Annotated in this window: 25 protein-coding genes and 1 pseudogene; 12 read left to right on the top strand and 14 right to left on the bottom strand. The window is 35.8% G+C overall.

Features of this window, described 5'->3' with window-relative positions:
• Positions 1-123: 123 nt before the first annotated feature.
• A pseudogene (locus LOK41_RS02245) lies at positions 124-564 on the bottom strand (aspartate/glutamate racemase family protein); the annotation flags it as partial.
• 22 nt (positions 565-586) lie between these two features.
• Between LOK41_RS02245 and LOK41_RS02250 the strand changes: the two are divergent.
• Positions 587-1093 (top strand): DUF4178 domain-containing protein, encoded by a 507-nt coding sequence (locus LOK41_RS02250; protein ID WP_241814984.1) that lies wholly within the window; start codon positions 587-589, stop codon positions 1091-1093.
• A 12-nt stretch (positions 1094-1105) separates the two neighbouring features.
• Entirely contained in the window at positions 1106-1915 is an 810-nt protein-coding gene (locus LOK41_RS02255; protein ID WP_241814985.1) for a DUF4247 domain-containing protein, read from the top strand.
• A 76-nt stretch (positions 1916-1991) separates the two neighbouring features.
• Here the strand turns inward: LOK41_RS02255 and LOK41_RS02260 are convergent, their stop codons facing one another.
• Positions 1992-2921, bottom strand: a complete 930-nt coding sequence (locus LOK41_RS02260) for an alpha/beta hydrolase (RefSeq protein WP_241814986.1) — start codon at positions 2919-2921, stop codon at positions 1992-1994.
• 426 nt (positions 2922-3347) lie between these two features.
• Positions 3348-4502, bottom strand: a complete 1155-nt coding sequence (locus LOK41_RS02265; RefSeq protein WP_241814987.1) for an MFS transporter — start codon at positions 4500-4502, stop codon at positions 3348-3350.
• Between the two features lie 99 nt (positions 4503-4601).
• Between LOK41_RS02265 and LOK41_RS02270 the strand changes: the two genes are divergently transcribed.
• Positions 4602-5465 (top strand): LysR family transcriptional regulator, encoded by an 864-nt coding sequence (locus LOK41_RS02270; protein WP_241814988.1) that lies wholly within the window; start codon positions 4602-4604, stop codon positions 5463-5465.
• A 100-nt stretch (positions 5466-5565) separates the two neighbouring features.
• Here LOK41_RS02270 and LOK41_RS02275 read toward each other — a convergent pair whose 3' ends face one another.
• Together LOK41_RS02275 and LOK41_RS02280 are read right to left on the bottom strand one after the other, a co-directional pair.
• The gene (locus tag LOK41_RS02275) at positions 5566-6858 is read right to left on the bottom strand and encodes a hypothetical protein (RefSeq protein ID WP_241815277.1); all 1293 of its coding nucleotides are present in this window, start codon (positions 6856-6858) and stop codon (positions 5566-5568) included.
• Between the two features lie 210 nt (positions 6859-7068).
• Positions 7069-8097: a YdcF family protein gene (locus LOK41_RS02280; RefSeq protein ID WP_241815278.1), complete on the bottom strand. Its 1029-nt coding sequence runs from the start codon at positions 8095-8097 to the stop codon at positions 7069-7071.
• 185 nt (positions 8098-8282) lie between these two features.
• Between LOK41_RS02280 and LOK41_RS02285 the strand changes: the two genes are divergently transcribed.
• Entirely contained in the window at positions 8283-8498 is a 216-nt protein-coding gene (locus LOK41_RS02285; RefSeq protein ID WP_241815279.1) for a spore germination protein, read from the top strand.
• A 43-nt stretch (positions 8499-8541) separates the two neighbouring features.
• Here the strand turns inward: LOK41_RS02285 and cydB are convergent, their stop codons facing one another.
• On the bottom strand, positions 8542-9573 hold the full coding sequence (gene cydB, locus LOK41_RS02290) for a cytochrome d ubiquinol oxidase subunit II (protein WP_241814989.1): 1032 nt from the start codon (positions 9571-9573) through the stop codon (positions 8542-8544).
• Positions 9563-10909 carry a cytochrome ubiquinol oxidase subunit I gene (gene cydA, locus LOK41_RS02295; protein ID WP_241814990.1) on the bottom strand — a complete coding sequence of 449 codons (1347 nt, stop codon included), beginning with the start codon at positions 10907-10909 and terminating at the stop codon, positions 9563-9565. Before cydA ends, cydB begins: the two co-directional genes overlap by 11 nt.
• 223 nt (positions 10910-11132) lie before the next feature.
• Between cydA and LOK41_RS02300 the strand changes: the two genes are divergently transcribed.
• Entirely contained in the window at positions 11133-11696 is a 564-nt protein-coding gene (locus LOK41_RS02300; protein ID WP_241814991.1) for a beta-class carbonic anhydrase, read from the top strand.
• On the opposite strand, the gene yidD is transcribed toward LOK41_RS02300, so the two are convergent.
• On the bottom strand, positions 11693-11929 hold the full coding sequence (gene yidD / locus LOK41_RS02305; RefSeq protein WP_174100100.1) for a membrane protein insertion efficiency factor YidD: 237 nt from the start codon (positions 11927-11929) through the stop codon (positions 11693-11695). The two genes, LOK41_RS02300 and yidD, sit on opposite strands and share 4 nt — an antisense overlap.
• A 322-nt stretch (positions 11930-12251) precedes the next feature.
• On the opposite strand from yidD, the gene luxS reads away from it, so the two are divergent.
• Positions 12252-12725 carry an S-ribosylhomocysteine lyase LuxS gene (gene luxS, locus LOK41_RS02310; protein ID WP_174100102.1) on the top strand — a complete coding sequence of 158 codons (474 nt, stop codon included), beginning with the start codon at positions 12252-12254 and terminating at the stop codon, positions 12723-12725.
• 90 nt (positions 12726-12815) lie between these two features.
• Here luxS and LOK41_RS02315 read toward each other — a convergent pair whose 3' ends face one another.
• Entirely contained in the window at positions 12816-13373 is a 558-nt protein-coding gene (locus tag LOK41_RS02315) for a helix-turn-helix domain-containing protein (RefSeq protein ID WP_241814992.1), read from the bottom strand.
• A 259-nt stretch (positions 13374-13632) separates the two neighbouring features.
• On the opposite strand from LOK41_RS02315, the gene dapA reads away from it, so the two are divergent.
• From dapA to LOK41_RS02335, 4 genes are all read left to right on the top strand, one after another.
• The gene (gene dapA, locus LOK41_RS02320; protein ID WP_241814993.1) at positions 13633-14529 is read left to right on the top strand and encodes a 4-hydroxy-tetrahydrodipicolinate synthase; all 897 of its coding nucleotides are present in this window, start codon (positions 13633-13635) and stop codon (positions 14527-14529) included.
• Between the two features lie 19 nt (positions 14530-14548).
• Positions 14549-16033, top strand: a complete 1485-nt coding sequence (locus LOK41_RS02325) for an aldehyde dehydrogenase family protein (RefSeq protein ID WP_241814994.1) — start codon at positions 14549-14551, stop codon at positions 16031-16033.
• A 223-nt stretch (positions 16034-16256) separates the two neighbouring features.
• Entirely contained in the window at positions 16257-16703 is a 447-nt protein-coding gene (locus tag LOK41_RS02330; protein ID WP_241814995.1) for a DUF5412 domain-containing protein, read from the top strand.
• 322 nt (positions 16704-17025) lie between these two features.
• Positions 17026-17496, top strand: coding sequence for a DinB family protein (locus LOK41_RS02335; RefSeq protein WP_241814996.1), 471 nt, complete (start codon positions 17026-17028; stop codon positions 17494-17496).
• A 212-nt stretch (positions 17497-17708) separates the two neighbouring features.
• Here LOK41_RS02335 and LOK41_RS02340 read toward each other — a convergent pair whose 3' ends face one another.
• Genes LOK41_RS02340 through ytzI form a run of 4 tightly spaced genes read right to left on the bottom strand, consistent with a single transcriptional unit; the run spans position 17709 to position 18603 of the window.
• A complete protein-coding gene (locus tag LOK41_RS02340; protein WP_241814997.1) occupies positions 17709-17936 on the bottom strand; it encodes a DUF3953 domain-containing protein in 228 nt (75 codons plus the stop codon).
• A 25-nt stretch (positions 17937-17961) separates the two neighbouring features.
• Positions 17962-18192: a DUF3953 domain-containing protein gene (locus tag LOK41_RS02345; RefSeq protein WP_241814998.1), complete on the bottom strand. Its 231-nt coding sequence runs from the start codon at positions 18190-18192 to the stop codon at positions 17962-17964.
• 27 nt (positions 18193-18219) lie between these two features.
• Complete coding sequence (locus tag LOK41_RS02350; RefSeq protein WP_241814999.1) at positions 18220-18450, bottom strand: DUF3953 domain-containing protein; 231 nt, start codon at positions 18448-18450, stop codon at positions 18220-18222.
• Between the two features lie 6 nt (positions 18451-18456).
• Positions 18457-18603 carry a YtzI protein gene (gene ytzI / locus LOK41_RS02355; protein ID WP_241815000.1) on the bottom strand — a complete coding sequence of 49 codons (147 nt, stop codon included), beginning with the start codon at positions 18601-18603 and terminating at the stop codon, positions 18457-18459.
• A gap of 107 nt (positions 18604-18710) precedes the next feature.
• On the opposite strand from ytzI, the gene LOK41_RS02360 reads away from it, so the two are divergent.
• Both LOK41_RS02360 and mutTA read left to right on the top strand, forming a co-directional pair.
• On the top strand, positions 18711-19028 hold the full coding sequence (locus tag LOK41_RS02360; protein ID WP_174100110.1) for an HAD family hydrolase: 318 nt from the start codon (positions 18711-18713) through the stop codon (positions 19026-19028).
• Positions 19029-19113: 85 nt separating this feature from the next.
• The gene (gene mutTA / locus LOK41_RS02365; protein ID WP_241815001.1) at positions 19114-19593 is read left to right on the top strand and encodes an antimutator 8-oxo-(dGTP/GTP)ase; all 480 of its coding nucleotides are present in this window, start codon (positions 19114-19116) and stop codon (positions 19591-19593) included.
• A gap of 290 nt (positions 19594-19883) precedes the next feature.
• Here mutTA and LOK41_RS02375 read toward each other — a convergent pair whose 3' ends face one another.
• On the bottom strand, positions 19884-20534 hold the full coding sequence (locus LOK41_RS02375) for an HAD family hydrolase (protein ID WP_241815281.1): 651 nt from the start codon (positions 20532-20534) through the stop codon (positions 19884-19886).
• Positions 20535-20614: the final 80 nt, after the last annotated feature.

Here is a 20614-nt window from a genome sequence, read left to right on the forward strand (position 1 = left end):
GTCTAAACGCTCCTTACTGTAGCTCTCTATTATCATTTACTATAACATGTACACGTAAATCGTATGCATCAAATATTCATAAAATAAGAATGCAACAATTCTGCCGCATTCCCAACTTATAAATTACACTTTTATTATTTCTTTTTCTGTTCCATTAGCTATTTTAATAACCATTTTAGCTACAATTTCTGTTGGATCAATAACGCAAATATTTTCGGATGATTTCAATACAAGAGGAACCTCTGTGCAGCCTGCTATAATAGCCTCAGCTCCGCTCTCTTTCAATTTATCAGCAACCTTTGAAAGATATAAAAATCCTGTTTCTAAATTTACACTTTTAATAGCATATATTCCTTCCATCACTTTTTCTTGCATTTCTTTATCAGGCTCAATGACATTAATCTTGTAACTTTGACAACTGTTTTGGTATAGTTCCGTCTTAATCGTCCCATCCGTAGCTAACAAACCTACTTTTTTTAAATTATTTTCTTGTACAAAACGAGCCGTTTCTAAAGGCATATGCAAGATCGGAATACTAACGGACCTTTTAGCAGCTTGTCTATAACAAGAAAAGGAGGGATAAATCATGAGTTTATTTAAACGTATTAAAAATATAATAAAAAGTCCAGAGCCTGTGAAACCAGAGAAATCGTTACTCACGTTAGCACCTGGCGATATGATTGAAGTTTCATTAGTTATGTATGAATTGATTGGAAAAACAAGCATGCATTCTCGGAATGAAATTGTCTTAACATTACAGGACGGGAAAACAATTCGCTATTTAAAAATTGAAAATCGTGAAAGTACGTATTATAAGTTGTATACACCAATTGATGGTCGGTTAGATTCGATAGATGAGATTCCAACGACAATTGAAATGGATGATATCGAGTATCATATGGAAGAACAATATAGCGGCCGTGTTGTTGTGATGGGAAAAACACCGTTTGCTGTCTCTGATGAACAATATGTGTGGGAGTTTCAATCTGATAACCGCAAGCTACTTCGCATTGAGTGGCAAGACGGACGTACAATGATGTATGAGGGAGAATCGATTCTTCCTGCTGATGTACAAATTATAAGGGCAACGTAAGGGGGCGTAATCATGTCAAACCGATTGTTTACCATGATTAAATCGTTCGTAATCCCTATACTTGCCATCGTTACATTACTTGTAATTGCTGGATATGCTTTATCAGGGTGTCAAAGTGAAAAATCGATTCAAGATCGTTATCCACTAGAATCCGTCGCAAAAGATGGTAAGCAAGAATCTTATGTGTATAGGGCTGCTAATCGGTCAGTTCCAGAAGTTGCAAAAGAACTGATTGATGAGAAAAAGCCAAAGCAAGTATCTAAAGAAGATGAAAATCAGATGTTCCTTGTCTATTCTGATAAGTTATATAATCTTCAGAAGGATAAAGAAAAACCGTCTGATACATTAATTGAAATTAGTAATAAAGAGTACGTTCGCCAAAATTATCAACCGTCCTTTTTACAAGGATATATTATGGCGAGTATATTAAATGATATATTTGATTCACGTAAATCGTATCATGGCGATTACCGAGGATATACAGATCGGAAAAATCATAAACCGGTTATTCCAGACAGGCCGCCTACAAAAGAAGAAAAACAAACACCACCGCCTATTACAAAACAAGGTAAGGGTTCTATTATTAAAAGAAGCGATAAGATTGAGCCGAAACCATCTGTAGGAGACCAAGGAAGCATTATCGAAAAAGAAACGAAGACAGTTCCACCATCTACAGAGAAAAAAGGAAAAATCACAAAATCACCGAGTGGTTCTAGCGGATCAGATGTGAAGCTGAAATCATCCATTAAAAGCCCACCACGAAATACGTCTCCGCCTAAAACGAGGGTTGGGGGATCTGGGAAAATTACGAAGAGAAGATAGAGAAAAGCCCAAGGAGCAGAGTAGATGCTTCTTGGGCTTTTGTGTGAGTGATATGATATATAAGTAACAAATATAATTATTTATGTTTATTTAGGAATTCGATGGTTTTTCCGAGCGTTTTTTCAGCATGTGGTGAAGTAAAATCAAATTGATATTCATGACCTAATTCAGATTTTGTTCCGTCAAATAAAACACTTTCTACTTCTACGCCATTCTTTTTGAGCGCGTCTATAAGATCGGCTGAATGTGGTGCCAAAGGATCGGCATCTCCAACTGTCAAAAAGACAGGTGGATAATTAGGTGTTACATGATGAACTGTAGACAATTCGTTGAGTCTAGGAAAAGATGCTACATCCTTCTCTCCTGTATATGACCAAAACATTGTATGCACCATCCATTTTCCGATTGCTGATGATTCAGGATTATCTAATCTATCCATGCTATAAGGCCCGCAAAACAAAAGAAGACCTTTTATTTGTTTATTATCAATAGAAGGATGAATATCCATCGTTTTTTCTAGTCTTTCATTGGACATAAGTGCGGCAGTTTGACTAGCGATTTGAGCACCCGCGGAATCGCCTCCTATGAATAATCTATTCATATCGCCACCGTATTCTGCAATATTGTTCTGAAGATATTTCAGTGCCTGATTTGCTTGAATGATAGGACCTGGATATTTTTGCCGCGGTGCAATCGCATAGTTTATATTTGCAACTACATATCCCTCGTTAGCTAATGCCATTCCGTATTCTTGTGTTTGTTCTTTACTACCAGATAAAAAGCCACCGCCATGTATCCACATAATAACAGGGAGCTTCTCATTCAAATTTTTCGGATAGTAAATATCTAAAATACTATTATCAAGTCCATCCTTGTCATAAACAATATCTTTTTTTACAATAACTTGCTTTCTTATCGTTTCCATATTTTTAGGTGATGCAAAAGGCTTTGCCTCGAAAAGTTTCTTCATTACTGCTGCTCTAATTGCAGGTGTAAACTGATTCATTATAGATACAGCCAATGTAGGAATACCAATGACCGAAATAGGAATTATCCATCGCTTTTTCTTATAGACTTTTTTCTTTAGTATCACTTGAATCAGCCTTTCTTAAGATTTATCGTAGTTCTGTATATCTATATTTCAACATTTCTTGGTGTTTCATTGTTATTATGTATCCTGCTATTTATGATTCATACTCCTACTTTACAATTCAGCGAGAGCAAAGAAGTTAGATGGGGAATCAAGGAACCCCCACTGATTAAAGTTTCACTTTATACCATTATACCCTTATTTCTTGTATATTCCCTTTCAATTTCAAGATCTAGTAACCAGGCTTCATAAGTATGCGGAATAGAGCATAAGAGATTATGTTAGTAATAAGCCCTTATCTTATAAGAAGGAGATAGGGGCGTATTGTTTTTGAATCATAATTTAGTGAGATTCACGTACTGTTACAATTTTCTTACCTATAAGAAGGATTTGTCCTCCTATAGCCAAAAGTAATATACCGGCTATTATATAAGGCAAAGTAACAGGTTCTATTTCTTTCTCTAAAAATATTCCGTTTGTCATAGTCCCTATTGAACCAGCCAAGTAATTAATAGAGCTAAGTAAAGCAATTGAAATGGTAGCATGATCTGGGCTAATTTCTAAGAGTGTTTTTTGCTGAGTAGCGAGTGCCGCCCACCCTGTACTTCCCCAAAGAATTAAGCATATAGCTAACAATAATGCAGTTTCATGGAAAACTCCCATACATATAAATGAGAAAAACATGATTCCCATTAAGTACAGTAATATGATTTTTGGTTTCTTATAGAAATCCATTATAAACCCAATTATAAAACTTCCGGCAATACCACCAATTCCCCACATCCAAATAAACATGATAGATTTTTGAAATCCATATGCAGTAATGATGGTATCTAAGTATGTGTATAAACCTAAACTGCAAAAACTTAATACCATTGTGATAAGCATGACAAGAGAAATTTTTTTGTTTTTGAACATACTTAGCCTCTCTTTTAGCGTTGGCAAAGGTCTGGATTCTATCATAGGAAATTTAGCAAAGAGAGCCAATATTCCGATAGTCCCAATGATAACGATAAACCACATCGCTATGCGCCATTCATAAATAGAAGCAATATATATGCCAAACGGAACGCCAATTACGGTACCAGCGCTCATTCCGAGTAAAACAGTACTTAAAGCTCTACCCATTCTTTTTTCAGAAACGAATGTAACAGCAGCTGACGACGCTAATGGTGAGTATAGGCCAGCACCTATGCCAGCTAGGCCTCTAGAAATGAATAGAATCATAAAGTGATGAGTTACAGCGGTCAGGAAGTTAGAGAATGTAAAAAGGAATAATGCTGCTAATAATGTATGTTTTGTGTTTGCCTTTCTCATGCATGTAGCAAATAAAGGCGCTGCAATCGCATAACAAATTGTGAAGATGCTTACTGTTTGTCCAGCAGTCCCGATTGAAATATGAAAATCATCGGCGATTTGAGGCAAGATTCCTGCCATTATATAAGCATCTACTCCTAGTGCGAACATCCCAAATGTTAATAAAAAAATAGTATTCAATGTGAGTCCCCCTTTTGATGATTTGTTCTAATTTCATCGTAACGAGTATAATGAAATTAGTGAAATTCATATTTTACATGAAAGGTATGAGTAAGATTCATGACGATAGCTAGATATGAAGTGTTTCAAAAGGTAGTAGAGTTAGGGAATTTTACTAGAGCGGCAGAGCAATTAAACATGACACAATCAGCTGTGAGTCATGCGATTGCGAGTTTAGAAAAAGAATTAGGATATCCTTTGTTGCACCGGAATAAGCAATCTGAGATTAGAATGACTGAGTTTGCAAATCGTCTTTTTCCACATATTCAGAATGTCTTGAAGAGCGAAGTGGCTATTAAACAAGAAGTATCCATGCAAAATAATCGGTTGGAAGGCACATTGAAAATCGGAGCATTTACAAGTGCAGCAGCTCAAATATTACCTGCCATGTTATTGCATCTTAAACAGAGTTACTCAGGTGTGAAAGTTTTATTATTCGAGGGGACATACGGAGAAGTAGCGGAATGGATTAATAATGGTACAGTTGATATAGGGTTTATATTAGAATCGAATACAAATAAACAAATAAAATCAATCCCGGTGAGCAAAGATGAAATCGTATTAGGGTTACCGAAAAATCATTCATTGATGAATCAAAAAATAGTGGATGTTCAGCAAATTAATGGAATGGATTTTATTATGCCAAAAGGTCCGTATCAGCCACTAGTAATAAAAAATTTAGCTGATTATCAAGTACGTCCAAACATTATATTAGAAGTACTAAATTGCGAAACAATCGTGAACATGGTCTCGCAAAATATTGGAATTACAATGGGGCCTGAGTTGTTTTTTAAATCGCATAAAAATATTGAAATGAAAAAATTAAAGCAGAAACAATATCGTCATATCCATTTAGCGTTTAAAGAAAGATCACCGATAATTGATGCTTTTTTAATGTGTAATCAATTGCTGATTCCTTCCTAAGAGTATATAAAAGTTGTATTTTTTATATTCAAAAAGAGGACTGTCTATAAGGCAGCTTTCACTGACATATGGGCAGTTCCTCATTTTTTTATAACCACTCTTACCCCTTTTTTGGAGCAGTTTTTTTACCAATCCAAACACCTAAACCTACCATTCCGAGCCAACAACAGAGTGCTAAAGTAGACATTAATAACGGTACTGGTAGTCCTGGGATTGGTAACTTATTCCTTCCGGCAATTGTTTGGAAAAGTTGAGACCACGGAGTATTGTAGTAGATTCCAACGGTCACAATTACAACGAATACAAAGAATTGTAAACACAAATTTCCAATTGATCTCCATGTTGTATGAATGAGTAATGAAAGTTCTCTATGTGAAGGGTTATGGGTATATACCTTCATATTATTTTGGGAAGAAATTATGTTAAATGTATAGCTTCCAATAGTTACACTTAGGATAATAAATATGGGTGAATAGAATCCGAATAACATTAAAAATGTACTCAATAGAAAAATATGTACTGGATTCATTTTTTTAATATTTTTATTGGATAACAGTGTAGACATTAAAATTCCTAATAAATAAGGAACAACCACAATAAAAATACTAGCTAAAATATTGTAAAACGTAAAACCGTAAAATAGCCCGATTACAAATAAATAACCATTTCCAAATCCAAGTAAAAAGGATTCGGCTTTTAGTTTCGTTGGTAATGATGAAGAAAGATTATGAAAAAATTGTCCTTTTAATAATTTGAAAAACATGAAACCAATAAGCAAAATAGCCATAATTAGAAACAAGATTATGAGTCGGTCATTGCTCATATAGCGACTCGCACGCAGCAGAATAACGAATAGAGAAAATAATAAAAACTGTATGATTGCCCCTGTAATTGGAACGGAGGGCATGTCTGTCGTTTTTTCAATTTGTGGCATTTTTCTTATAGAAAAGACGACATGAATTAAGCAACCTCCATATATGAGAGTTAATATGAACAAGGGTATGAAACTAATTGCGAAAAGAAATGTAATTAACAAGAAGAAAACAATGAACATAAGTAGTGCTTGTTGATTATTGTTAAAAACTTTTCCGCCTCCTTCTACATGGCGAAATAAAAAAGTGCTCGTCATTGCAGAAATAGTACTAATGGAAAAACCAGAAACGAGTGCACTTCCTTCGATCCATAGGGAAGAATCTTTAAAGAGGGCGACACTTATTATAGATATCATAGCAATGAAAACAGCATAGTATAATGATTGATGAATACCAATCTTACTAACGATAGGTATCCAAATCAATACACCAGTTATATAGGTAGTATAAAATAAAATAGATGGCCAATATCCTTCAAAGCCGCTAGATAACTGTAACCCGTATACAACGTAAAGAATCATTGGAATAAAAGCCGTACTGATTAGTAAGCCAAATGTAAAGAGACTTTGAAGGATGTCCCATCTTTCTCTATTAATACGTATCATACAATCCCTCCGCTACATGTGAAAATTCAATCTTTTTTCATACATATTGTATCCAAAACTACGATATTGTATATTTTTACATATAGAGAAAAGCCTTCCTTAAGAGAGGAAGGCTTTTTTTGTAAATTAACTAAATAAAAAGCTAATTACAGATAAGAAGACACAGAATCCTAAAATAACTCCTACAACTTTCATATGGAACTTTCGGCTCATTACAACAATTGCAATATATTCCCGAGTCATCGCATTTGGCCAGTAATAGAAAGCGGTTTTTGAACCGATTCCTTGGCTGTTGAGCCCGGCTTGTCTTGCGTATAATCCAGCACGGAATAGATGGAAATTATTCGTTGTAAAGATGCTCTTATACTTGTCTTTTAATGAATCCATAATTTGTTTTGAGAAGAGCATGTTTTGGTACGTATTAACGGAACGATTTTCTTGAACTGTATGTTTAATCGGAATTCCTTTTTCAACAGCGTATTTTTGCATTGCTTCCGCTTCAGGGAGATTTTCATCCGGTCCTTGTCCACCAGAGAAAATGATTGTAGGTGGAGTAGTGACAGCAGCCTGTTTCCAGTAAAAATCAATCGCTTTATTAATTCGACTCGCTAAAAGCGGAGGTACTTTATCATTAATTAAGCCACTGCCAAGAACGATAATGAAATCTTGATTGCGTCTTGGTCTGTTAAATTGATATAGAAAATAAGCCGTTAAGAAAGTTGATATATGGAAAAAGAAATATATCATAATCAAAAATACTCCTGCAAAAATCGGCTGGAAATGAGGAGAGAAAAATCGAGTTGGCTCAACTATTAAGGCTAACATAGCAAGTAACATACCAATTCCAGCGATTAAAGTTAAGCAGTTCGATAAACGACGTCCTTCTTTTCTCATTAAAATTCTTGCGTTAAGAAATAGTCCAATCATTAATGCGAATACACCAAAGGTCAGCATTAAGAAAATGATAATAAACGGTATAATTGCAACAATTCTCAATATCGCATAATCTGAGCTGAAACCTAAATAAAGGAAAAGGATAAGCGATGAGCAAAAAAATAGGTTAAATAAAAATCCGATTATTAAACTTCTAGGATCCCTTAAATAAAAGAATAGAAAAATAAGGAATAAAATAAGTGTAACACTTCCAAAAAACATCAATTTTGTAAACACCTCAATTTTTTTATGAATAATTGCCCCGTTTATTATATATTACATTTCATAAATAACGTAATTGAAAAATAATTCATTATAAAAAATAATATCTTTTTTTGCTATAAACCTGCCATGTTTTTAGACTCTCTTCATAAACTGAGAATAACATAAGGAAAGTGAGTGATACGATGCCTGCTGTTATTGATGGTGTAATCATACAAAATTGCAATGGAACAATTAATCTAGGTGATAAATACAATGTAAGTCCGAAAGAAGGAGACAGATCATATAACGGTTCTGGATCGTCTAATACAGGATTTTCTGTGAGAGTCTTTAATGGAATTAGTGCTACAGATGTGTGTGATAAAGATGTGAATGATCAAGGAATACAATTTACACTATAAGCTTGAAATGAAAAAGGCACTCGTTTTGAGTGCCTTTTTCATTTTAGTGATACCCTTTCGCAGAGTCTTTATGAATTTTTTCTTTAAAGATTGTGTAGCTCCATAATTGATATCCGATAACGATCGGTACCATTACCATTGCGACGAAGAACATAATTTTTAAGTTTAATTCACTACCTGCTGCTTGGTATAACGTTGTACTATATGCATCGTTAATACGTGATGGCAACATTCTTGGGAACATACCTGCAAAGCCAGTTGTCATAAACATTGCGATTGTTAGACAAACAAACGTGAATGCAAGACCAATTTTATGTTTGTAAACCATAATAATTGCAAGGACACTCATTAGCATTGCAAGAGCTGGAAGAATAAATAGTACAGGATATTCCGTAAAGTTTTGGAATAAGTTTGTACGGTTTGCAGTTGCTACATAGAAGATTGCTAAAATACTTGCTGCTGCTGCTACTGAAAATGGTTTTGCAATTTTATAAGCACGGTCTGATACTTCACCGGATGTTTTAATCATAACCCAAAGTGCACCGGATACGACGAAGATTGCAGTGAAGAAGAGCCCACCTAAAATACCGTAATGATTTAATAAGCTAAATAATGTTCCTTCATAGCCGTTTTTTCCAATTTGCAGCCCGTAATATAGGTTTGCAAATGTAACACCAAATAAGAAAGCGATTAGGAAGCTACCAATTGCAAATGCCCATTTACAAACGTTTTGCCAAATTGGTGAATCATCTTTATGCATAAATTCAAGCCCTGCTGCACGAGCAAAAAGAGCGAGTAATACTAAAAATAACGGTGTATATAAGTAGCTAAACATATTTGCATAAGTAACTGGGAAGGCGGCGAATGTTGCACCGCCCGCTGTAATTAACCATACTTCGTTACCGCCCCAGAACGGCCCAATTGCTTCTTGCATTTGATTCCGTTCTTTTCGGTCTTTCGTAACGAATGGGAAAATCATTCCGTTACCGAGTGCGTAGCCATCAAGAATAAAGTAAACTGTCCAAATCACGCCCCATAAACCAAACCAAATGACTGCAAGCATATCATGAGACATGAGCCGCACCTCCCTTAGTAGGTTCTTCTAGTGCTGCAGGTCCTTTTTTCGCGAACTTCAACATTAGATATACATCAGCAATTAATAGCAGTGTATAGAATAATACTAAACTTAGTAATGAGAACCAAATTTGCGGGACAGAAATTGGTGAAACAGCTTCAGCTGTACGCATCAATTTGTATACTGTCCATGGCTGACGACCTGCTTCAGCGACAACCCATCCAGCGTTAATCGCAACATATGGCAGTAAGACAGACCACATTGTAATTTTTAAATAACGTTTTGAATCTTCTAGTTTACCTTTACGATTTAAATAGAAACCATACCAAGTAAGTGCCATGAAGAATATGCCAAGTGCAACCATTAAACGGAAGCTATAATAAACAAGATTTACGTTTGGACGATCCTCTTTCGGAATATCTTTCAAACCGACAATTTCTCCGTCAAATGAGTTTGTATAGAAGAAACTTCCAAGTTTTAGGATTGTTAATAACTCGAAGTTCTTTTCATTTTTTACATCAGGAATTTGAATGATTGAGAAGCCTTGACCTTTACCAGTTTCCCAAACAGCTTCCATTGCAGCACCTTTTGCTGGTTGATATTTAGCAGCTGAAACGCCAGATTGATGACTCATAAATGGTGTCACAGTTGCAGCAAATAAACCTAAGATTAAACCGAATTTAAATGATTTTCTAAAGAATTCTACTTCGTTTTTACGTAATAAATGATACGCACTAATCGCCATTACGAAGAAAGCACCGACGATATAACAACTAATTACTGTATGGAAGAACATGTTCCATGCGTATGGATTAGTAACAAGTGCCCAGAAATCATTTAATTCAGCGCGGCCGTTACGCACCACGTAGCCAACAGGGTTTTGCATAAAGCCGTTTGCTGTAATGATCCAAAGCGCGGAAATATTTGTTCCAAGTGCAACCATCCACATACAAAAAGCACGGAACTTTGGTGAGATTTTATCTTTACCGAATAACCAAATTCCCATGAAGGTAGATTCTAAGAAGAAAGCAACAAGTGCTTCGATTGCGAGTGGCGATCCGAAGATATCCCCCATGTATTTTGAGTACTCTGACCAGTTTGTCCCAAATTGAAACTCCATCGTAATACCGGTTATAATCCCCATTACGAAGTTTATCGTAAATAGCTTACCCCAGAAATTCGCCATTTTTCGATAAGTGGGATTTAATGTACGTGCATATTGTGTTTCCATACACGCTACTAAAATAACAAGTCCGATTGTCAAAGGTACAAACAAAAAGTGATAAAAAATAGTAATTGCAAATTGAAAACGACTCAATAACAGAACGTCGGACATAATAAAGATTCACTCCTTTTTAACATTATCTACATTTAGTTTATAGTGGAAATATGAGCAAAGTAGAGGAAAGTTGTTGCAGAGCTGTGTGTATATTTTGAAAGAATTATGTCGATTATCTGAAAAATTATATATTTGCAATAAAGCAATATCCTTTTGGAATTTTTTTGACTTTGGTAAACTAAGTATGTAGTTTAAATGAAAGAAAAGAGGGTCCTTTACTATGAAGTCATTAGAAGAGATTTTGCAGTATAATGAAAAATTCGTCGAAGAGAAAAAATATGAAGAGTATGAGGCAGGAAAATTTCCAAACAAAAAGATGGTAATCATTTCTTGTATGGATACACGTCTTGTTGAACTATTGCCAAAAGCAATGAATATGCGTAATGGTGATGTGAAAATTATTAAAGTGGCAGGCGCTGTTATTTCACATCCATTTGGAAGTATTGTGCGCAGTGTATTAGTTGCTGTATATGAACTTGGCGCAGATGAAATATGCGTTGTTGGTCATCATGACTGTGGCATGGCAAAAATACAGGCAAGCAGTACAATTGAAAAAATGAAAGAGCGTGGCGTAACCGCAGACAAATTAGATACACTTCAATACTCTGGAATCGATTTGGATAAATTCTTACAAGGATTCTCTAGTGTAGAAGAAAGTGTAGAGCATAGCGTGTCAGTACTTCGTAACCATCCATTACTTCCGACAGAAGTATCGGTTCATGGTCTTGTCATTCATCCTGATACAGGAAAATTAGATTTAGTTGTGAACGGCTACGAAGCTTAAGATTTTACTTTGTCATCCTTTTTATCTGGGACTGGATCAAATCCTCCTGGATGAAAAGGATGACATTTTAATATACGTATAAGTGTGAGCCAAAATCCTTTGAAAGCACCGTGTTTTTGAAACGCCTCTAATCCATAATGAGAGCATGATGGATAAAAGCGACATGTAGGTGGTGTCATCGGAGAAATAAATTTTTGATAAAAGCGTATGATGCCGATAAAAATCTGTTTCATAACGGTCTCCTTTCCAGCATATTCTTCTAGTATTATAGCACGGGCTCTCTCTATATAAATCCATTTTGATTTTTTGACATATGAGCTGCGGCTATGAAAGTAAATACAATTATCCACTTACTTCCTCTTTTTGTTTTCATATGGTATGGGGTGAAAAAAGCACTGACCGCTTCTATGCATGGCCAGATGCTCTCTACCATCTGAAAAGAAGGGTTTGATGTTCGTTTTTTAATTTGGATTTACATAATACTTTACTAATTTGAATTTCCGTTATATCATATTGGATATGACGGAATTAAATTGAAAGTGGGAGAGATGTTTTATGCCATCAGTAGAAAGCTTTGAATTAGACCATACGATTGTAAAAGCACCTTATGTAAGACATTGTGGTGTTCATAAAGTAGGTAGCGACGGTATTGTGAATAAATTCGATATTCGTTTTTGCCAACCAAATAAACAAGCGATGAAACCAGATGTCATTCATACGTTAGAACATTTATTAGCATTTAATTTACGTAAATATATTGATCGTTATCCGCATTTTGATATTATCGATATTTCACCAATGGGTTGCCAAACAGGATATTATCTTGTTGTAAGCGGAACACCAACAGTTCGTGAAGTCATCGATTTATTAGAGCTTACATTACAAGATGCGGTTCAAATTACAGAAATTCCAGCTGCAAATGAAACGCAGTGTGGTCAAGCGAAGCTTCATGATTTAGAAGGAGCAAAACGCTTAATGAATTTCTGGTTAAGTCAAGATAAAGAAGATTTAGAGAAAGTATTTGGTTGAAAAATGAGGAAGCTGCCTGTGAAAGGGCAGCTTTTTTAGTTCTTATGTGTAACATATAGTGTTGAATCGCTGATATGTGAGAAGTGAAAGTTATTGCTTAAAGAACATTGGAGGCGAGCTAACAAATAAAAACTTAGCCGGTTTTTCCATATGATTAAACCAATTATGTGGCGTGGCAGATTCCATATGAATGCTGTCGCCAGGATGTAGATCATGCTCCTCGTTTTCTAATAGAATGGTGAGTACACCTTCTAATACGAACACGAATTCCTGCCCGTTGTGGGAATACGGATTGCCTTTTTTTTCACCAGGATGCAGCGTCACTAAAATTGGCTCGAAATGTGGATTTGATACACTTCCAGAAAGATTCGTGTAAATAAAATGAGAGTAATTTACATGTTCTTTATTTTGCTGTCCGCGGCGTATGATACTTGTATTTGTTTTTTGCTCAGCTGCAAAAAAATAGCTTGGGCTGACATGGAGTGCTTCTGATATTTTTTTTAATGATTCTAGTGTAATAGAAGATTTCGAGCGCTCTACTTGAGAGATAAAACTAATAGATAGATTTGTTTTCTCAGAGATTTGTTTTAAAGTCATTCTTTTTTCTAAGCGAAGCGTTTTAATTTTGTTTCCGATATTTTCATCCATATGATAATCCCTCGAATAGTGTATTAGATAGAATTTTTCTTATGAAAAAAGTGTAAAGGAAAGTTTTGAGTTTTGCAAATTGTCATTAAAATATTTTTCGGAAAAATTAGATAAATATGTTGTAAATCTATTTTTTCTGCATTATAATGACACGTAAGTGTATAGATGATATGAAACGCGTTTTTTTTTACGAAATAAATTGAAGTGACACTTTAATTTATTTTACTTTTAGTTAAATTCGGTGATAGGAGGAAGAAACATGTATCAAACATTTAAAGGGGCATATCCAGTCATTATTACACCGATGAATCAAAACGAAGAGATTAATTGGGAAGGCTTGAAACAAAATATTGAGCACTTTATTCAAGAAGGTGTAGCAGGTTTAGTTGTGAACGGAAGTACGGGAGAGTTTGTTAGCTTAACAAAGGAAGAACGTTTTAGAGTTGTGGAAACAGCGGTGGAACAAATTAACGGACGTATCCCATTTCTTGTTGGAACGGCGGCTGAAACGACAAAAGAAGCAATTGAATATACAAAGCAAGCAGAAAGAGCTGGAGCAAGCGGTGCACTACTCATTAATTCATACTACGCTCATCCGAAAGAAGAAGAGATTTATGAACACTTTAAAGCAGTAGCGGAATCTGTTCAGTTTCCAATCATGATTTATAATAATCCATTTACATCTGGCGTGGATATTAGCACAGAAACGATTCTCCGCGTCGGACGTGATGTAGAAAATATTACGCATGTAAAAGAATCGAGCGGTGATATTCGTAAAGTGCGTGATATTACAAGAAAAGGAAAAGGGGATATTGAAACATTCTGCGGTGCGGATGATTTAGTATTAGAGTCCTTTTTAGTTGGGGCAACAGGCTGGATTTCAGTTGCAGGTAACGCTGTGCCAAAACTTGTAACGGAACTGTTTGATGCTGCGCAAAATAAGGAACTAGAGAAGGCTTGGGGGCTATACGATAAAATTTTGCCGCTCTGTAGCTTTATTGAAGAATCAGGGAAGTATGTTCAAATCATTAAGAGGGTCATGGATTTAAAAGGGCAAGCTGGTGGTCCATCTCGTAAACCGCGCCTGCCATTAACAGAGGAAGAAGATCAAAAGTTACAAGGGATTTTAGAAAATCTATTAACATTGCAAAAGTAAAAAGAAGGGAGAGAGGAGTATGCTAATAGCGAATCAAGATTTAAAACCGAAAGTTCAAGCGTTTCTAGATGGAAAAAAGGAATTATTCATCGATGGGAAGTTTGTTCCAGCGTTGAGCGGAAAAACATTTGATGTTTGGAATCCAGCGACAGAGGAAGTGCTTGCTGTCGTAAGTGAGGCCGGAGAAGAAGATGTGAATCTTGCAGTGAAAGCTGCACGCAAAGCTTTTGAAGAAGGAGCTTGGTCAAAAATCAGTGCGGCAGAACGAGCACATTTAATTTACAAACTTGCAGATTTAATCGATGAGAATAAAGAAGAGTTAGCACAACTTGAGGCATTAGACAATGGAAAGCCGTATAAACAGGCACTTGAAGATGATATTGCAGGTACGGTTGATCATTTCCGTTATTATGCAGGATGGGCGACGAAGATTCTTGGGCAAACAATCCCAATTTCACCAGAATATTTAAACTATACACGCCATGAACCGATTGGCGTTGTCGGGCAAATTATTCCGTGGAACTTTCCACTATTAATGGCTGCTTGGAAGTTAGGCGCAGCACTTGCAACAGGATGTACAATTGTTCTGAAACCAGCAGAGCAAACACCGCTCTCTCTCCTATATACAGCGCAGTTATTTAAAGAAGCTGGGTTCCCAGATGGTGTAGTCAATTTTGTACCTGGCTTTGGCGAAAGTGCTGGTGAGGCAATTGTGAATCATCCGGATATCGATAAAGTTGCTTTCACAGGATCAACTGTGATTGGAAAAGGGATTATGCGTAAAGCGGCTGAGACGACAAAACACGTCACATTAGAGCTTGGCGGGAAATCACCGAACATTATTTTAGAAGATGCCGATCTTTCTAAAGCAATCCCTGGAGCATTCAACGGCATTATGTATAACCATGGGCAAAACTGTAGTGCAGGTTCACGTGTATTTGTTCATCGTAAGCATTATGAACAAGTTGTTCAAGAATTAGGGGAAATGGCGAATGAAGTGAAGTTAGGGCACGGATTAGACCCTGAAGTAGAAATGGGACCGCTCGTATCGAAGAAGCAACAAGAACGCGTACTGGCTTACATTAAGAGCGGCATAGAAGAAGGTGCAAAACTGGTAGCGGGCGGCGTGAAGGAATTTGAAAAAGGGTATTTTGTAGCGCCAACTGTATTTGCAGATGTAACCGATAATATGAAAATTGCGCAAGAAGAAATCTTTGGTCCCGTTGTTTCGATCTTACCTTTTGATGAGATAGAAGAAGTTATCGAACGAGCAAACAATACACCGTACGGCTTAGCAGCTGGTGTATGGACGGAAAATGTAAAGACAGCGCATCAAGTTGCGAATCAATTAAAAGCAGGTACAGTGTGGATTAATAGTTACAACTTAGAAAATGCCGCATCGCCATTTGGAGGATATAAACAATCTGGTATTGGCCGTGAAATGGGTTCGTATGCGCTTGATAATTATACGGAAGTGAAGAGCATTTGGGTGAATTTGGAGTAGGTTGAGAGAAGGATATGGATACCATATCCTTTTTCTATACAAAAATATATGTCTGTTTTTTGTTCAAAAAGGGAGGCTGAATGAGGTTAGGTGAGTTCCTGCTAACAGATGAAAAAAAGACTTATCCCTTCTTTAACAAAGAAGGGATAAGTCTTTTTTTGGTGAATAAGAAATAGGTAAATTATATTATTATGTAATATGGTTTTAATGGGATTATATTCAAATGCATAGGAGAGGGTTATTTGAACGATACAGAAGCAAAAAACGAAATCAAAAAAAGAAAAGAAGAGTAGGGATCCTATTACTTTCTTTGCTAGTCATTATAATAAGCTTTGGATATTGGAAATTTTTTAGTCTGCAAGGTGTTCCAAAAGGAGAATTGATTCGAACTGTGAAATCTCCCGATGGAAAACATGCTATAAAAACTTATTTTCATAACGCTGGATCATTAAGTGCGGATGCTGTTAGAGGAGAATTAGTTAACCTTAGTTCCAATTCTGCCAAAAATGTATATTGGAACTATCCAGATACAGATCCACACATTGAATGGATAGATAAAGATAGAGTTAGAATAGGAGATCAAACATTAGATATTTCAAAGAAAGAAACTTATGATTGGCGTGACGATAATAAGCATATAAAAGAATATCCAAAACAGTTTGTTCAGTAAATAGGATAGAACTACTTTGATCAAATAAAGCACAAGAGTAACAAAAAGAGCTATCTTTTTTATATTAAGTGAGAAGATGGCTTTTGTTATGGCTTTAAAACAAAGTTTGATAATTTATAAAAAAGTCTGATCGTTTATAATAAAGTTTGATCAAAAATCCTGTGTTGATGTGCAGGATTTTTTCTTGTTCCGCAATTGGGCCATATTGTGGAATAAGATTAGCAGGGTAGTTAAAAAGCAGGATGTTTATTTAAAAATGTAGAATCTCAACAGAGTTATAAGGATTTTTTTGAAACTCTAACTATTTAGGGAGGAGATTACTTTGAAACGAACTGACTTGCTTTTAAACGTGTTAGATTCAACATTCGATAAAGAGAGTTGGTATGCACCGTTTAAACATGCTATAGAAGGACTTACAGCTGAACAGGCTATTTGGAAGCCATCTGGAGGGGCAACTAAAACCATTTGGGAGAACGTTAATCATCTCATTTATTACAAAGAGAGACTTGCTGCAAACTTGGAAGGCCGTGAATGGACACATAATCTCGACGGTGATGAAACCTTTTATCTTACCAATCAATCTAATAATGATAAGGAATGGAAGAAAGTCGTTGAACGTTCTGAAAACGCTCAACGTAATTTAAGGCAGGTATTGAGTGCAATTTCCGAAAAAGAGCTTGAGCAAAGTTCTCTTGAGGGGAAATTACTGGACATCATGCTTCATGATGCTTATCATACAGGCCAAATTATTCAATTAAGGAAAATGCAGGGGGCATGGCCATCAAATCGTTGACTGAACGTTCTAGTTATTCCACTAAAGGGTGCTTTAATTGAGCAAGGATAACAAAAATTATCAAACTTTTTTATAAAAGGATGATTCAATTGAATATAGAAAAAGCGTGTTTTGATCAATCTTTTTTTAATACACGCTCTTTTCTATGATCGTTTATCAAGGATATTAGTATCAATTTTATCAAATTTTATTTTAAAGCAACATTTGCCGTTTTATCGTAAAAGTATCGAAATTACAATGAAGAAGATAAAACTAGAAACAAAAAAGGAAGAAATTCCCGTTGCTTTTCTATTTGCTTTCAGTTCAGAAATGCCCATGATAATGAACATACATGCGAGTGAAAGCTGCATGTAAGGAAGTATAGCGGCTTTAGTAAAATAGTAATAAACCCCGAGAACGATTGTAAGAAGTCCGAAAAAAATACGTAATCCAGTTAGCATTGTGTCCCTCCTTCAAAAGATAATATTAGCGGAGAAATTCTGATATAGCGACGAATAAAACGAGAGCTCCAACTAGAAAACACATTGTTCCGCTTACTTTCTTTTGTTCACGTAATTCCTCGATGCTCATAGTGAAAGACATTAATCCTAAAGCGATAAACATATAAAGCAAGATGCCTCTGTTATCAGTGATAAAGCTATAGATAGATAAAGCTAATGTAATGAGTGCAAAGGTAATCCGAACAATCTTTAACACATTACCCCCTCCGTAAGAAAACAGTCATTACATCACATACTTTACTGCAAGAACAGCCCACACGAAAACTCCTGCTACCATACAAGTTAGGCCAGTGCTTGGATCCTTCTTTTTGATTTGTTCAATCGCAATTATAAACATTAAGGCTCCTACGAAAAATTGTGAAAGTGTAAGAAATGCATCATTCTGTGTAAATAGACTATATAAGGATACGATAATAATAATGAAAGTAGTGAGAAGGCGGAGTATACGAAGCATATATTATTAATCCTCCTTTTTATTTGTTAGATAAGGATTGTTCTCTGGTTTATCAACTGAATGTTTATATGAATAACCCTTATTAATTGTCATCACAGAGAGAACTAATACGATAAGTACAATAATGACTCCAATAATTAATATTTTAATCAAATAGAACCCTCCTTTTCTCCATTTTATCATTAAACGAAACTTCGTTTTACATAATTTTGTAATTGTTGAAAAGAATAGAAGTTAAAAAGGTGAAAGAAGGGCGTTATATGGAGAACAAGAAAACTTATTATATATCAGTAGGAAATGGACAGATTTCGCAAGTGAAAACGGCAGATACGTATAGCTTTGAAATTCAGGCAAATGATGAGGAAATTATTCAGCTTCGGGAGTATTTTGATCAAGCATACCGTGAAGACTTAGGCTCTTTTGTACGTTCTCACGTTCCATATGTTGAGTATCATCATGATTCAAATAATGATCGGTATGATGCTGAGCTGCAGAAAGCATATCAGATGATTTATGATTTAGGAAATCATGAAACGAAAGAATTAGTCGCGCAAATGGGAATAATCAATGGATTATAGTTGGATAACATTATGCATATGAATGCGAATTGTGCTACAATTTGTGGTAGGAAAAACTTGTAACCATCTATAGGGGAGTAATGGCATGTACAAATTTAAAGATTATTACCACAACACTGTACAATTATCGTTTGAACGTTACCCATTTTCTCCTGAGCCAAAGCATGTTTGGGTTGTATGCCGGTACGGGGATCAATGGTTATTAACGCATCATTTACGTCGCGGTCTTGAATTTCCAGGTGGTAAAGTAGAAATTGGGGAAACACCGGAAGAAGCGGCAGTCAGGGAAGTTCATGAAGAAACCGGCGGCATTGTTTCTGATTTAACTTACTTAGGACAATATAAAGTATCTGGAAAAGACAAAATAATCATTAAAAACATTTATTTCGCAACAATTAGTGCAGTAGAGCAACATACGCACTACGAAGAGACAAAAGGGTCTGTTCTATTAAAAAACATTCCTGATAATATTAAAACTGATAGAAAATTTAGCTTTATTATGCGTGATGATGTACTAGCGCGTACGATGAAACATATAGAAGAACTCGGCTGTTTTACGAAGTAAAGGAGCCGAGTTCTTTTTTATCCCGCATTAACGGACAGTAATACTCCTACCTCAAAATTCGGCGAGAGCAAAGTCCAGCTCTAGCGGCTAGAATATCCGGTCGTTTCGCCCCCTCGGACGAGGTAAAAAGCGCATCTCGGCCTAGGGCTCCAATGTCCTGCGATTCTGAGCGAGCCGCTTCCGCTTTTCTAAAGAAGTTAGGTGAGAGGTAAACTGCCCGTAAAAGCCCGATTGGTGAGGACTAATAATCAGTGGGCGATGAAGAAACCCCCACTGATTAAAGTTTCACTTTATAGAAAAGATAGTACTTCAAGTAAATCTCTAGCCACACGAGAATGCTCAAACCCCTCCCAAAATGAATCCTTCTTCCAAATAGCGGTAATGCCAGTATTTTCAGCTCCAATTACATCATTTTCAGGATGATCTCCAACGTAGATACATTCCTTCGCTGTTACATTTAATTGTTGAAGGGCACGTTCAAAGATAGCTGGATGAGGTTTCTTAATGCCTTCTGCTTCCGAAATAAGAATTGTATTTGTATAGGTATGTAGCTGTAAGGCACAAAGATTGTTTATCTGAAATTCGGTGAAGCCATTTGTGATAATTCCGATTGCGATATTATGATTTTGCAGTTGTTGTAGCAATTCATGCATATTTGGAAAAGGAATGCAGTGATTTTTGAATTCTGTTATGTAGTCATGCAGGAGTTGATCGGCTGTTAGAGTTGTAATGTTATATTCGTTGAGCAAAGTAGTATATACTTTATCCTTCCAAGTGTAGCCGTTATTATCAAGCTGAATGAAACGAGTGCAATACTCGTTTTTTTCTATCTCAGTAAAATGCTCTGCGTAACGTTCATATTGATCGCTAATAAAACTCTCCAAAGATTGACGTCGATCTAACAATGTTCCATCTAAATCAAACAGTACAGCGCGTATCATCATACATTCCCCCTCAAAAAGTAAAAAACTCCCTAAAAATAATTATCGCATATTTGTCAGAAAATGATTACTCCGATTGG

It is taken from the genome of Bacillus sp. TL12 (genome assembly GCF_022625245.1).
Lineage (GTDB): Bacteria > Bacillota > Bacilli > Bacillales > Bacillaceae_G > Bacillus_A.

What these genes read in the sequence shown, in the direction of transcription:
- LOK41_RS02250 (WP_241814984.1), top strand. Translation starts at nt 587, where the DNA reads ATGAGTTTATTTAAACGTATTAAAAATATAATAAAAAGTCCAGAGCCT.
- LOK41_RS02255 (WP_241814985.1), top strand. Translation starts at nt 1,106, where the DNA reads ATGTCAAACCGATTGTTTACCATGATTAAATCGTTCGTAATCCCTATA.
- LOK41_RS02260 (WP_241814986.1), bottom strand. Translation starts at nt 2,921, where the DNA reads ATGAATCAGTTTACACCTGCAATTAGAGCAGCAGTAATGAAGAAACTT.
- LOK41_RS02270 (WP_241814988.1), top strand. Translation starts at nt 4,602, where the DNA reads ATGACGATAGCTAGATATGAAGTGTTTCAAAAGGTAGTAGAGTTAGGG.
- LOK41_RS02275 (WP_241815277.1), bottom strand. Translation starts at nt 6,858, where the DNA reads ATGATTCTTTACGTTGTATACGGGTTACAGTTATCTAGCGGCTTTGAA.
- LOK41_RS02280 (WP_241815278.1), bottom strand. Translation starts at nt 8,097, where the DNA reads ATGTTTTTTGGAAGTGTTACACTTATTTTATTCCTTATTTTTCTATTC.
- LOK41_RS02285 (WP_241815279.1), top strand. Translation starts at nt 8,283, where the DNA reads ATGCCTGCTGTTATTGATGGTGTAATCATACAAAATTGCAATGGAACA.
- cydB (WP_241814989.1), bottom strand. Translation starts at nt 9,573, where the DNA reads ATGTCTCATGATATGCTTGCAGTCATTTGGTTTGGTTTATGGGGCGTG.
- cydA (WP_241814990.1), bottom strand. Translation starts at nt 10,909, where the DNA reads ATGTCCGACGTTCTGTTATTGAGTCGTTTTCAATTTGCAATTACTATT.
- LOK41_RS02300 (WP_241814991.1), top strand. Translation starts at nt 11,133, where the DNA reads ATGAAGTCATTAGAAGAGATTTTGCAGTATAATGAAAAATTCGTCGAA.
- yidD (WP_174100100.1), bottom strand. Translation starts at nt 11,929, where the DNA reads ATGAAACAGATTTTTATCGGCATCATACGCTTTTATCAAAAATTTATT.
- luxS (WP_174100102.1), top strand. Translation starts at nt 12,252, where the DNA reads ATGCCATCAGTAGAAAGCTTTGAATTAGACCATACGATTGTAAAAGCA.
- LOK41_RS02315 (WP_241814992.1), bottom strand. Translation starts at nt 13,373, where the DNA reads ATGGATGAAAATATCGGAAACAAAATTAAAACGCTTCGCTTAGAAAAA.
- dapA (WP_241814993.1), top strand. Translation starts at nt 13,633, where the DNA reads ATGTATCAAACATTTAAAGGGGCATATCCAGTCATTATTACACCGATG.
- LOK41_RS02325 (WP_241814994.1), top strand. Translation starts at nt 14,549, where the DNA reads ATGCTAATAGCGAATCAAGATTTAAAACCGAAAGTTCAAGCGTTTCTA.
- LOK41_RS02330 (WP_241814995.1), top strand. Translation starts at nt 16,257, where the DNA reads ATGCATAGGAGAGGGTTATTTGAACGATACAGAAGCAAAAAACGAAAT.
- LOK41_RS02340 (WP_241814997.1), bottom strand. Translation starts at nt 17,936, where the DNA reads ATGCTAACTGGATTACGTATTTTTTTCGGACTTCTTACAATCGTTCTC.
- LOK41_RS02350 (WP_241814999.1), bottom strand. Translation starts at nt 18,450, where the DNA reads ATGCTTCGTATACTCCGCCTTCTCACTACTTTCATTATTATTATCGTA.
- LOK41_RS02360 (WP_174100110.1), top strand. Translation starts at nt 18,711, where the DNA reads ATGGAGAACAAGAAAACTTATTATATATCAGTAGGAAATGGACAGATT.
- mutTA (WP_241815001.1), top strand. Translation starts at nt 19,114, where the DNA reads ATGTACAAATTTAAAGATTATTACCACAACACTGTACAATTATCGTTT.
- LOK41_RS02375 (WP_241815281.1), bottom strand. Translation starts at nt 20,534, where the DNA reads ATGATACGCGCTGTACTGTTTGATTTAGATGGAACATTGTTAGATCGA.